This window comes from Streptomyces sp. NPDC096105, assembly GCF_044763335.1.
Lineage (GTDB): Bacteria > Actinomycetota > Actinomycetes > Streptomycetales > Streptomycetaceae > Streptomyces.
This window is the reverse complement of sequence record NZ_JBIWGC010000024.1, coordinates 6987-19223: the sequence shown is the minus strand read 5'-3', so window position 1 is coordinate 19223 and position 12237 is coordinate 6987. Positions and strand designations below refer to the sequence as shown.

Here is a 12237-nt window from a genome sequence, read left to right as displayed (position 1 = left end):
CCGACACCGCACAGGAACGAGCACGACCATGCACCACGACCTCGCTCAGCAGACCGCTCTGGTCACCGGCGCCACCGCCGGCATCGGACGGGCCACCGCTCAGGCTCTGGCCGCCCGCGGCGCCAGCATCATCGTCCACGGCCGCAACGAGCAGCGCGCCGCCGACACCCTCCAGCGTATCGAAGCCCTCGGCGCCAAAGCCCGCTTCGAGCCCGCCGACCTGACTGATCCCGCACAGGTCACCGCCTTGGCCGACCGGGCCGGAGAAGTCGACATCCTGGTCAACAACGCGGGGGTCTTCCACTTCGCCCGCACCGTCGACACCACCCCCGCCACCTTCGACGCCCACATCGCCGTCAACCTCCGCGCCCCCTACCTCCTCGTCCAGGCCCTCGCCCCCGGCATGACCGAACGCGGACACGGCGCCATCATCAACGTCAGCAGCGGCGCTGCCGACACCCCCGGCCTCGGCAGCGGCATCTACGGAGCCACCAAAGCCGCCCTGGAATCCCTCACCCGCGTCTGGGCCGCCGAGTACGGCCCCGCCGGAGTCCGCGTCAACGCCGTCGCCGCCGGTCCCACCCGCACGGAGGGCACCGCCGCCTACGGCGACGCCTTCGAATCCGCAGGACAGGCCGTCGCTCTCCAGCGTCTCGCCGACCCCGAGGAAATCGCCGGAGCCATCGCCTTCATGGCCTCCCCCGATGCCAGCTACGTCAACGGCGCCACACTCAGCGCGATGGGCGGCCGACCCGCCCTCGGCTGATCGGCATGCGACCGCCGAGGAAGGCACGTCACCACCCGCTCCAGCGCGCGGGCGAACGCCGTCCCGGTCGTCCGCGTCGGCGGCCGGCGCGGCCGCTCCAGCTCCGGGAACCGCGAGCCCTCCGGCGTCCTGAGCGTCGCCACCGGTTCCCCGGGCAGCGCCGGGTCGGCGCGGCGGGCGGCGCCCGCGACGGTGGCGTGCAGCCGCTTCTCCGCGCCCTTCCGGGCCTCCGGCACCTGCCGGGCCAACACGCTCACCCCGGGCAGCAGCACCCGGTGCCGGCGCAGCCAGCCCACCGCCTGGTTGAACAGCGCCACCGGCCCCTCGGCGTGCGTCCACGCCCGCCCGTGCAGGAAGGTACGGAACCGGCGCGCCCACTCCGCGTCCTCGTACTCGCGGTACTCGTAGGCGTCCCGGATCTCCCACGCGTGCTCGTACGCCGTCGGCTTGCGTTCGGTGTACCGCTCCACACACGAGATGTCCTCGATGCCGAGCTGCGCGGCCAGGTGCTCGACCACGACCCACGGCACGTCGAGCGGGTCATCCGGGAGGAAGCGGCCGATGTGGCGCACCGTGCACATCTGGAGAGCGAACCCGAGCCGACTGTGGTCCCCGCGCCGCCTCGCGATCAGCTTGCGGTCCTCGTCGTCCAAGAAGAAGAACCGCTCCAGCTCCGGCCGGGCCGGCTCCTCGTTGAACTTGCCGTACGACGCCGCCTGCTCATCGGTCGGGAACTCCACTGGCATGAGCGTGAAGCTACCGGCGCCCGCAGCCGTCAGGGATCTTCCACCGAATCCCGCCGCCGAGCCTGCCACCTGTGCTGGACGCCATGATCACCGGCTTAGCGTTCACCGCTGTACCGATGTTCCCCGAGGCCGGCGCCCCGCCCTCCGCTCACAGCTGTGGCTGGGCCGCCCGGGAGAGCGTGCCGCAGAGCGCCGGAACCGTGGTGCCGGGGGCGTAGGGGTCGGTGCCGGGCGGGGTCGTGCGGTCGGCGCGTTGGCCGGCGAGGAGGGGGTGGAGGCGGGGGGCCGGGTCCAGGGCGCAGGACTGGGGGCCTGCCTGGACGTGGGAGAGGACCAGTTCCGCCCGGTGCAGCCGCAGGTCCTCGCGGTCGAAGCGGAACCGCAGCTCGCGGCGGACGGTGAACAGCGACGCCTCCGCGTCCCGGCCCGCGTCGGCCGGCCGCAGCGCGTAGACGACGGTGTGGTCGGTGGTGACCTCCAGCGTCCCGGAGTCGGCCTCGGCGGCCTGGAGGGTGCCCCGGACCCGGATGTACGGGTCTGCCAGTTCGACCCGGGTGGGGTCGAAGCGGACCAGCCATCCGGTGACCGCGTGCCGTCCGTCGGCGGCGGGCCGGTCGACGCTCTCGTCGAACTGCTCCCGCTGGCGGGAGTCGAGCAGCACCCGCACGGTCCGTGTCTCGCCGCCGGTGACCACGGCCGGGTCGAGGGCGGACCGTACGACGTAGTCCCTCGCGGTGAGCAGGGCGGACACGACCTGGTCGTCGGAGAAGTGCGCGGTGCGCCGGGTCGGCGGGAGGGGCACGCCCTCGGCTCCGGGGCGGAACCGCGCGGCGGGACTGTGCGCGTACAGCCGCTCCACGTCGCGGGCGCCGGGCACCGGGTCCTCGGGGGCGAGGGGCACGACGGTCATCCGCAGGGGCTCGGCGGGCCGCTCGGCGACGGGTGTCCGGTAGGGGTGGCGTACGCCCATGTAGACGGCGGTGCCGAAGGCCACGGCGATCAGCAGGACCAGCACGAGGGCCTGCCGGGACAGCCCGCCGCGGCGGGCCGGCGGGAGGCGCCGCACGGCGGGCGTGTGGTCGGTGATGCGCTCCTGCGCGGAGAACTCCTGGAGCCGTGCAGCGCGCACGAAGGTCTCGTCGAAGACGACGGACCGGTACTCGTCCTCGCCGTCTCCCCCGGGCGTCCCCTCGGGCGGGTCCGAAGGCTCTCCCATACCTTCAGGGTAGGTCCGGCGGGGTGCCGGTAAACGCCCGCCGGCGATCCGGCCCGTGGCGGGTTCCCGCCACGCCGCGGGCCGCTCTCAGGGGCCGCCGGTGGGGAGCACCGGGACGGCCGGCCGGGAGTGGTCGGCCGACGCGGAGGGCTCGGCGGCGCCCTGGCCGACCCCGGTGGTGGCCGGCGGCGGGGCGGGGTCCTGGCGCTGCGCGGAGCCGCCCCGGTAGACCGCGGAGAAGGCGAGCGCGACCATGCCGACACCCATCAGCAGGGTCAGCATCCAGGCGACCGGCCGGTGCCAGCGGACCTGTCGGCCGTAGGGGGAGCCGTGGTCGGACTCCAGGACGTCGGCGTCCTCGTCGTCGGGGCGGTGGCCGCCGGCGCCCCGGTAGCCGCCGTGGGCGTCGTCGTGCCGCCGGGCGCGGGCGCGGTGGGCCTCGGCCTCGGCGGCCTCGGCTCTGGCCTGCGCGGCGGCCAGGAGGCGCTCCACGGCGGTCGGCTCGTGCACCGCGGCCGCCTGGACGAAGGCCTCGTCGAGGACCACGGAGGCGAACTCTTCGTCCGACACCCCGCGGTCGTGGTCGTCGTCGGGCTTCCAGCCGTCCGGGAACGGCGTGCCCCCCACGTCCTCCGGCACGGATCCAGAGTAGACCCGGGGGGTCATTTTGGGCAGACGGTACGGAAATTCGTCCGTCCACCGGACACCGCCCGCGGAGGCGTCCCCGCGGGGCGCGCCGGTCAGCGCCGGGTGTGGCCGTCGCCGGTGACGATGTACTTCGTGCTGGTCAGCTCGGGCAGACCCATCGGACCGCGGGCGTGCAGCTTCTGCGTGGAGATGCCGATCTCCGCGCCGAAGCCGAACTGGCCGCCGTCGGTGAACCGGGTGGAGGCGTTCACCGCGACCGTGGTGGAGTCCACCAGCTGGGTGAACCGGCGGGCGGCCTGCTGGGAGCTGGTGACGATGGCCTCGGTGTGGCCGGAGGTCCACAGCCGGATGTGCTCGACCGCCCGGTCCAGGGAGTCGACCACGGCGGCGGCGATGTCGTGGGAGAGGTACTCGGTCTCCCAGTCCTCCGTGGTGGCCTCCACGACGGTGGCACGGGAGTCCTTGGCGTACGCCATCACGCGCTCGTCGGCGTGCACGGTGACCCCGGCGTCGGCGAGGGCGTCCAGCGCGCGGGGCAGGAACTCGGCGGCGATGTCCTGGTGCACCAGCAGCGTCTCGGCGGCGTTGCACACGCCGACCCGCTGTGCCTTGGAGTTCACCAGGATCTCGACGGCCATGTCGATGTCGGCCCGGGCGTCGACGTAGACGTGGCAGTTGCCGGTGCCGGTCTCGATGACGGGGACGGTGGACTCCTGCACGACGGTGTTGATCAGCGAGGCGCCGCCGCGCGGGATCAGCACGTCGACCAGGCCGCGGGCGCGCATCAGCTCGCGCACGCTGTCCCGGCTCTCCCCGGGCACCATCTGGACGGCGTCGGCGGGCAGGCCCGCGCCGTGCACGGCGTCGCGCAGCACCCGCACCAGCGCGGTGTTGGAGCGGTAGGCGGAGGAGGAGCCGCGCAGCAGGACCGCGTTGCCCGACTTCAGGCAGAGGGCGGCGGCGTCGACCGTCACGTTGGGCCGGCCCTCGTAGATGATGCCGACGACGCCGAGCGGCACCCGGACCTGGCGCAGGTCGATGCCGTTGGGCAGGCTCGAGCCGCGGACGACCTCGCCGACCGGGTCGGGCAGCGCGGCCACGTCGCGCACGTCGGCGGCGATGGCGCGGACCCGCTCCGGGGTGAGGGTGAGCCGGTCGATCATGCCCTCGCTGGTGCCGGCCTCGCGTGCCTTCGCCACGTCCTGGGCGTTGGCCTCGACGATCTCGCTCGTGCGGACCTCCAGCGCGTCCGCGATGGCGAGCAGCGCGTCGTCCTTGGCGGCGCGCGGCAGCGGCGCGAGGGTGGCGGCGGCGCCCTTGGCGCGGTAGGCGGCCTGGCTGACCGGGGACATGGAGTCGAACGGCGAGAGCGTGGTCATGGAAGGAAGCGTAGTGCGCGCGGCGCGCCGCGGAGGCGTTCGTCCCACACCCCGAGACAGGGACATTCACCGCCATAACGGATGTGACCGGTGGGGCGCCCGACGCTACGGGAAGGGGTGCACCCCGACCGGGGTGGCCGGCACCGGCCCGTGTCCGGCGGCGACCCGCTGGCGATAGGTGGCCCGGTCGATGACCTCCAGGCCCACGATCTCCCACGGCGGCAGCCCCGCGGTCCGCCGGTGCTCCCCCCACAGGCGCAGCGCCACCGCGGCCGCGTCGTGCAGGTCGCGGGCCTCCTCCCAGTAGCGGATCTCCGCGTGGTCGCCGGCGTAGCGGCTGGTCAGCAGGAAGGGATGGTCGTGGGCGAGCTGCTCCAGCGCCCGCCGGACCTCCGCGACCGGCGCGGGCGCACCGGACACGCTGAGCGTGACGTGCCACAGGCGGGGCAGGTCGCGCGCCTCGCCGCCCCGGTGCCGGTCCCCGGCCGCGACGCTGGTCAGGGCGCGTTCCTCGCCCGCCGCCCGGGGACCGCGACCACCGCGGGACACCGGTGTCCCAGGGCGCACTCGTCTCACGACGGCCTCCTTCACACGCGGACCGCCCGGCCGGGCGGAATGTGTCCCTGTGACAAAGTGGAGCAGGCCGTCGCGGTTCGCGGGGCGGTTTCGCGGAACGTCCACCACCGAGGGCCGACGTTCCGGTGCATTACGGATGCAGGACCACGAGATCGTCCCTGTGTACGACCTCGCGTTCGTACCCGGGGCCGAGTTCCCGGGCGAGTTCGCGGGTGGAGCGGCCCACCAGGAGGGGGATCTCCTTGGCGTCGAAGTTGACGAGCCCGCGGGCCACCGCGCGTCCCTCCCGGTCCCGCAGCTCCACCGGGTCGCCCGCGCTGAAGTCGCCCTCGACGCCCGCGATGCCGGCCGGCAGCAGTGACTTGCGGCCCTGGACGACCGCGCGCACCGCGCCGTCGTCCAGGGTGAGCGAGCCCTGCGGGGTGGAGGCGTGCTGGAGCCACAGCAGCCGGTCGGCGGAGCGGCGTCCGGTGGGGTGGAAGTAGGTGCCGGTGTCGCCGCCGCCGAGCGCCTCGGCCGCGTGGACCGCGCTGGTCAGCACCACCTGGATGCCCGCGGCGGCGGCGATCCGGGCGGCCTCGACCTTGGTGACCATGCCGCCGGTGCCGACGCCCGCCTTGCCGGCGCTGCCGATCTCCACGTGGGCGAGGTCCTCGGGGCCCCTGACCTCGGCGATCCGTGAGGTGCCGGGGCGGGACGGGTCGCCGTCGTAGACGCCGTCCACGTCGGACAGCAGCACCAGCAGGTCGGCGTGGACCAGGTGGGCGACGAGGGCGGCGAGGCGGTCGTTGTCGCCGAAGCGGATCTCGTCGGTGGCCACCGTGTCGTTCTCGTTGACGACCGGGAGGGCGCCCATCGCGAGCAGCTTGTCCAGGGTGCGGGAGGCGTTGCGGTGGTGGGCGCGGCGGCTCATGTCGTCGCTGGTCAGCAGCACCTGGCCGACGCGGACGCCGTAGCGGGCGAAGGAGGCGGTGTAGCGGGCGACCAGGAGGCCCTGGCCGACGCTGGCGGCGGCCTGCTGGCGGGCCAGGTCGCGGGGGCGGCGGCGCAGTCCCAGCGGGGCGAGTCCGGCGGCGATGGCGCCCGAGGAGACGAGGACGACCTCCCGCTCCCCGCCGCTCCTGGTCTTGGCCAGGACGTCCACGAGCGCGTCCACGCGGTCGGCGTCCAGTCCGCCCGCCGCGGTGGTCAGCGACGAGGAGCCGACCTTGACGACGATCCTGCGCGCCTCGCCCACGGCCTGCCGTGCCCCTGCCACCTTGCCGTCGCTCCCCTCAGATCGATCGTTTCGCCCGCCAGGCAATCTACGCGAAGCGCACCGAAGGACGCTCGGCGGTCCAGCCCCCGGACACGGCCGCTCCGGGCACGCAACGCCGTACCCCGTCCGTGCGACCCGGCGTGCGGGCACCTGGGCGACGGCACCGGGCCGAGGACCGCGCGTCACACGCGTGTCGTCCGGAGGGCGCCGGCCGTTAACCCCAGCGCACGTCCCTCACGACCCTGGAGCGACCGCAGTGTCCCGACCCACGTCCCGTCGGCGGTTCCGGGCGGGAATCCGCCGGCCCCGACTCCCGCTGCCCCGCCTGCCCGGCCGCCCCGCGCTCACCACGGTGCTGACGGCGTCCGTCCTGGCCGGCGCCTATGCGGCGCAGGCCGTGGCGGCGCTGGCCCCGCACGTGCCGCTGCTGCTGGCCGCCACCGCCCTCTCGCTGACCGTCGAGGGCGTGCTGTACCGCTGGCAGCGGGGCGTGCCGGCGCTGTTCGCCAAGGCGCACGCGGACGTCACCGTCCGCCATGTGCTGCGCGACCTGTTGCTGCTGGTGGGCCTGCTGCGGCTCGGCGAGCAGCACCGTGAGACGCAGTACGCGCCGCTGCTCGCCGGTCTGCTGCTCTGCTACGCCCTGCACTGCGCCATCCAGGCGGTGTCGGTGCTGGTGCGCCGCACCCGCACCCTGCCCGTGGTGACCCGCAACATCGACGCCTCCGCGCTGCGCCTCACCCCCGCCCCGCCCGCGCTGCTGCGCCGCCCCGGGCACCGGCTGCTGGTGTTCGGGCTGCCCGCGACGGCCGGGCTGACGGCGACGGCGGTGACGGACGACACGCGGTGCGCGGCGGCCGGGATCGTGCTGTCGCTGGCGTTCGCGCTGGGCGGGCTGGTGACGTTGTCGCTGCGGCTGCTGCCGGGGCGGCGGCCGGCGGGCGAGCAGGAGGTGCTCGCCTGGTTCGACGCGTGGCTGGCCGAGTACCGGCCCACGGTGGGGCTGTACTTCTCCGGCGGGCCGTCCTCCGTCTACCAGGCGGGGATGTGGCTGGAGCCGCTGGCCCGGCTCGACGGCCGGCCGCTCATCGTGCTGCGCGAGCGGTCCATGGTGTCGCGGATCCCGGCGACCGACATCCCGATCGTGTGCCTGCCGAAGGTGCCCACCCTGATGCGCCTGGAGCACTCCACGCTCCAGGTGCTCATCCACCCGTCCAACTCGGGCAAGACCTCGCAGGTGCTGCGCATCCCCACCATCAAGCACGCCTTCGTCAACCACGGGGAGAGCGACAAGCTGTCCTCGTGCAACCCGTACGCGAAGGCGTACGACGAGGTGTGGGTCGCGGGTCCGGCGGCGCGCGAGCGGTACGCGCTGGCCGAGGTGGGGGTCGAGGACAAGGACGTGGTGGAGATCGGCCGCCCGCAGCTGGACGCGGTGCGGCCGTACGCGGGGCCGCCCACGGGCGCGTACACCACCGTGCTGTACGCGCCGACCTGGGAGGGCTGGGACGGCGACCCGGGCAACACCTCGGTGATCGCGGCCGGCGAGAACCTGGTGCGGGCGCTGCTCGCGGACCCGGGGGTGCGTCTGCTGTACAAGCCGCACCCGCTGACCGGCTCGGTGGACCCGCGGGCAGGCGCCGCGGACCGCCGTGTCCGGGAGCTGATCCGCGCGGCCAACCGGGCCCGCTCCGGCCCGCGCCCCGCCCCGTCGAAGGAACTGGCCGCCCGCACCGCCGAGCTGACCCGGCTGACCGCCGCGGAGTTCCGGGAGGGCGCCGACCAGGCCGAGCGGATGCTCGTCCAGTCCGCTCCCCCGCCGGGCCGCGCGGAGGCCGTGGCGCGGGCGACGGCGGCCTGGGAGGCGGCGTACTGGGCGTCGCTGCCGGAGTGGGAGCACCAGGTCGTCGTCGACGTCCGCCCCTCGCTGTACTCCTGCTTCAACGTCGCCGACCTGCTGATCAGCGACGTGTCGAGCGTGATCAGCGACTTCCTGGCGAGCGGCAAGCCGTACGCGGTGGCCAACACGGGCGGGATGTCCGAGGCCGCGTTCCGCGCGGCCTTCCCGACGGTGACGGCGGCGACCGTCCTGACCCCGGACGCGACGGGGGTGCCGGCCCTGCTGGAAGCGGTCCGGCATCCGGAGAAGGACGGTCTGGCGCAGGCGCGCGCGGACCTGAGACGGGAACTGCTGGGCCCGGCCGAGCCCTCGTCCCAGGAACGCTTCGCCGGGGCCGTACGCGCCCTGTGCGCGGCGGCCGGGCACAGGGCACGGATGACCGGGCGGGCGGCCGCGGAAGTCCCCGGTCCACGACAGGCGCCCTCGGCGCCCGCGCGGCGCACGCCGCCTGCCAGGTCCGCGCCACAGCGGCCCGGGCAGCCGGCCTAGCGACGCGTCGGCCGGCGGGTCAGTCCCTGCGGGGCAGGATCAGCAGGGCGTCGCCGACGGGGCGTTCGTCGGTGGGGTCGGACGGCACGGTGAGCACCGCGCCGTCGACCACCATCGTGGTCGAGCCGCCGCCGTCGAGGCTGACCGCGTCGCGCAGCCCGAGCGTCTTGGCGACCTCGGCGCTCTCGCCGATGCTGAGCCCGAGGGCGTCGGTGCTGCGTCCGTGGGCGGTGACCAGCACGGTGCGGCCGGCCGCGTCCACCCCGGCCAGCGTGCGCGGATTGCGCTTGTGCGCCCAGCCGTAGTAGAAGCTCGGGTCGTCCCGGCGCACCATGCCGTCGGCGGCGGGGGTGATGTGGAGCCGTCCGTCGCGGACGAGTTCCGGGCCGGCGTTCAGGACGTCGGTCCCGGGGGAGGGCGAGACCCGGCGCCCGCGCGGGTCCAGCAGGGTCGTCCTCAGGCTCAGGCTCTCACCGATCCCCGCGAGGCCCGACAGCTCGCTGACGCGGCGCCCGGTCGCCTGGATCGAGCTGCCGCCCGACGGGAGCGGTCCGCCGCGCGGTGAGCGCAGTTCGACGACCCGGTCCCGGGCGTCCAGCACGGCTTCGAGCCCTTCGCCCTCCGGGGTGCGCTGCCCGTAGTCGGACGTGAAGGCGACGAGTTCGTCGGCGTTGGTGCAGGTCACGTCGTGCAGCGGCCGGGAGGTCGGGGCGTCGCCCACGGATCCGCCGCAGTTCCGGATCAGACCCGGAACCCGGTTGAGGCCGCTCAGACGCAGCGAGGCGTCCCCGCCGACGACACGCCCCTCCCACGTGTACCGGGTGATCTCCGTCCGCCGCCCGTCGTCGTGGACCACCAGACTGGGACGCCCGCTCACCGGCTCGCTCAGCAGGCGCCCGTCGTACACGCCCGTGCCGGCGGGGTCCCCGGGCGCGCCCGCGTCGGGATCGAAGACGAAGAACCCGGCGTTGACCGCCGCGACGGCGCCGGCCTCGTCCGCCAGCTCGCTGGTCGTCTCGCTGTTCTCCAGGTCCGGGCCGTACGACGCCCGGAGACTCCCGCGGAACCGGCTCGGGTCGATGGTGAGCACGTCGACGCGCCACGGGCCTCCGGCCGCGGCGTCACCGTCCCAGCCCGTGTACACGACGGTCCCCGCGTACCCGGCTGCCTTCAGCCGTGCACGCTCGGACGTCGCGGCGGACCGCGAGTCGAACGATCCGACGCGGACCCGCCATCCCAGCGTGCCTCCGGCGTAATCGGCCGCCTTCGGTGTCGTCACCTGCTCGGCCCGGGCCCGGAAACCGTCCAGCTCCAGGTCGGCCGCCCACTCGGTGGCGCTCGGCCGGTCCTTCAGGACGGTCAGCGGCGCGTCGGGGTCGGGTGAGGTGTCACCTCCCGGAACGGCGACCTCGACCGTCCAGCGAAGCGCCGGGTCCTTGGCACCGCGGACGATGCGGGTGAGGGTGACGCCGGGCTGCACGGTCCGCGTGGTGCGGGTCTCCTTCAGACCGGCGGGGCCCAGCGGCAGGGCGTTCTCCCCCTGCTTCGCGGCAGAGGACGCCTGCAGGGACGGCACGTTCACCATGACGACGACGCCGACGGCCATGGCGACGCCCGCGCCGCACAGTCTCTTGATCATCTGCACCAACCGGAGAAAAGGAACGAATGGGGGACCGCGCCCTTTCGACCGCACACGGTCGACGCGACAACGGTGAAAGACGGCCGCCACCGAAGGGATCCGGGCAGCACTTCTCCACATGACGAGAACGTGAAGGTTTCGCGACGGAGCCAAGATCATATGAGTGACTCGTGTCAGTCGTGCGGCGGGGGTGGCGCAGCCGTCCCCGCCGCGGCTCCGGCACCTGGCGGGGGCGGCGAGAACGGCCGGCGTCTCAGGCCCTTCGGCCTCGCGGACCACGTCGCACCGGGGAGTGCGCGGACCCGGCCGGAAGGGTGCGGCGGGCCGCCGCACGAGAACACACCGGATCCGCCCGAAGTGGGGACGTCGCCCTCAGGCGCGCTCGAAGGAGCTCGGGTACGGGAAGTACCACTCCAGGAAGTCGCGGACGTAGGAGCGCACGTACTCCCGCCGCTCGGGGGCGGTGTCCACGTCGTTCAGGCAGAAGAAGTCGTAGCCGCGCCGCGCCTTGAGGGACTCGACCCGCTCCTCCAGGTGGGCCTTGCCGACGTCGACGTAGCGGTACGTGAACTTCCCCGGGACGGCGCGGCCGGTGAGCAGCGCCAGGTGGTGGTGGAAGGAGGTGGCCGGCGCCACGTCCTCGATGGACCGGAACCGCGACCGCATGGTCCGCCCGATCGCGTCCGGGAAGTCCCGCTCCAGGTCGTTCAGCACGTCCCGGCGCTGCGGGTGCGGGGTGTGCAGGAACTTGTGGGTGATGGACACCCCGTAGGTCTCCTCCAGCAGCCGGCGCACGTTCCGCCCGGCCGAATTGGGGGCGGAGGCCTGCGGGTGCGGGGCGCCGGCGCCGATCTGGTACGAGGAGAAGGGCAGGCGGGCGATGCCGTTGGCGTGGAAGAAGTGCTGCGGGGTGACGCTGCGGCCGACGAACACGTCGTCGTTGAAGTACAGGTAGTGGTCCGACAGGCCCGGGATGTGGTGCAGCCGCGTCTCGATCGCGTGCGAGTTGAACACCGGCAGGACACCCTCGGGGAAGATGTCCTTGTGGTCCACCACGGTGACACCCGGCGCGTCCGGGTCCAGCCACTCGGGGGTCTGGCCGTCGGTGACGATGTACACGTGCCGCACGAAGCCGGCGTACATCTCCAGCGACCGCAGCGAGTACTTCAGCTCGTCGTGGCTGGTGTACCGGGACTCGCCCACCTCGCGGGCCGCGATGCCGGCGTCCCCCTCGCTCCTGTACTTCTGGCGCTTGGCGCGCAGCTCGGGGTCCTGGCCGTCGACCCAGGTGTAGACGACGTCGATGGGGAACGTCACGTCCTCCACCGTGGTCACCGTGAACGGCGCGAAGGTGGGGTGGACCCGTCCGGCGACCGTGACCTTCGCGGGCTGCTGCTCCGCGGTCGGCAGCACGTCGGCGACGCGGTTGCGGCGGGGGGCGACGAGGGAGTCGGCCAGCACATCGGCCGAGGCCTGCGGCGACACACGCGCCAGCTCCGCCTCCGCCTGCGGACCCGCCAGCAGCTCCGCACCGTCCCGCCAGAACTCCACGTCACAGCCCAGCTGCGGACCACCCAGAACCTGACCCGCAGGACCCAGACGCACCACACCGAACCGCAT

General features: G+C 74.1%; 9 protein-coding genes and 1 pseudogene. 2 read left to right on the top strand and 8 right to left on the bottom strand.

What is annotated here, in order from left to right; all coding sequences use genetic code 11:
• Nucleotides 1-28 precede the first annotated feature (28 nt).
• Nucleotides 29-766 (top strand): SDR family NAD(P)-dependent oxidoreductase, encoded by a 738-nt coding sequence (locus tag ACIQ8B_RS28020; protein ID WP_290010579.1) that lies wholly within the window; start codon nt 29-31, stop codon nt 764-766.
• 32 nt (nt 767-798) lie between these two features.
• Here the strand turns inward: ACIQ8B_RS28020 and ACIQ8B_RS28015 are convergent.
• From ACIQ8B_RS28015 to proB, 6 genes and pseudogenes are all read right to left on the bottom strand, one after another.
• Nucleotides 799-1512, bottom strand: a pseudogene (locus ACIQ8B_RS28015) (DUF4158 domain-containing protein); the annotation flags it as partial.
• A 148-nt stretch (nt 1513-1660) separates the two neighbouring features.
• Nucleotides 1661-2728 carry a hypothetical protein gene (locus ACIQ8B_RS28010; RefSeq protein ID WP_403550600.1) on the bottom strand — a complete coding sequence of 356 codons (1068 nt, stop codon included), beginning with the start codon at nt 2726-2728 and terminating at the stop codon, nt 1661-1663.
• Nucleotides 2729-2815: 87 nt separating this feature from the next.
• On the bottom strand, nt 2816-3394 hold the full coding sequence (locus tag ACIQ8B_RS28005) for a hypothetical protein (protein ID WP_403550598.1): 579 nt from the start codon (nt 3392-3394) through the stop codon (nt 2816-2818).
• 74 nt (nt 3395-3468) lie between these two features.
• A complete protein-coding gene (locus ACIQ8B_RS28000; protein WP_106414253.1) occupies nt 3469-4755 on the bottom strand; it encodes a glutamate-5-semialdehyde dehydrogenase in 1287 nt (428 codons plus the stop codon).
• Nucleotides 4756-4860: 105 nt separating this feature from the next.
• Entirely contained in the window at nt 4861-5322 is a 462-nt protein-coding gene (locus ACIQ8B_RS27995; protein WP_403550701.1) for a hypothetical protein, read from the bottom strand.
• A 139-nt stretch (nt 5323-5461) separates the two neighbouring features.
• The gene (gene proB, locus ACIQ8B_RS27990; RefSeq protein ID WP_106414251.1) at nt 5462-6568 is read right to left on the bottom strand and encodes a glutamate 5-kinase; all 1107 of its coding nucleotides are present in this window, start codon (nt 6566-6568) and stop codon (nt 5462-5464) included.
• A gap of 277 nt (nt 6569-6845) precedes the next feature.
• Between proB and ACIQ8B_RS27985 the strand changes: the two genes are divergently transcribed.
• Nucleotides 6846-8978, top strand: coding sequence for a hypothetical protein (locus ACIQ8B_RS27985; protein ID WP_403550596.1), 2133 nt, complete (start codon nt 6846-6848; stop codon nt 8976-8978).
• A gap of 19 nt (nt 8979-8997) precedes the next feature.
• On the opposite strand, the gene ACIQ8B_RS27980 is transcribed toward ACIQ8B_RS27985, so the two are convergent.
• A complete protein-coding gene (locus ACIQ8B_RS27980; protein WP_403550699.1) occupies nt 8998-10563 on the bottom strand; it encodes a phosphodiester glycosidase family protein in 1566 nt (521 codons plus the stop codon).
• Between the two features lie 426 nt (nt 10564-10989).
• On the bottom strand, nt 10990-12237 hold a 1248-nt coding region (locus ACIQ8B_RS27975), incomplete at its 5' end, for a stealth family protein (protein WP_403550594.1).

Coding starts and splice junctions, on each gene's coding strand:
- ACIQ8B_RS28020 (WP_290010579.1), top strand. CDS start 29: ATGCACCACGACCTCGCTCAGCAGACCGCTCTGGTCACCGGCGCCACC.
- ACIQ8B_RS28010 (WP_403550600.1), bottom strand. CDS start 2,728: ATGGGAGAGCCTTCGGACCCGCCCGAGGGGACGCCCGGGGGAGACGGC.
- ACIQ8B_RS28005 (WP_403550598.1), bottom strand. CDS start 3,394: ATGACCCCCCGGGTCTACTCTGGATCCGTGCCGGAGGACGTGGGGGGC.
- ACIQ8B_RS28000 (WP_106414253.1), bottom strand. CDS start 4,755: ATGACCACGCTCTCGCCGTTCGACTCCATGTCCCCGGTCAGCCAGGCC.
- ACIQ8B_RS27980 (WP_403550699.1), bottom strand. CDS start 10,563: ATGGTGAACGTGCCGTCCCTGCAGGCGTCCTCTGCCGCGAAGCAGGGG.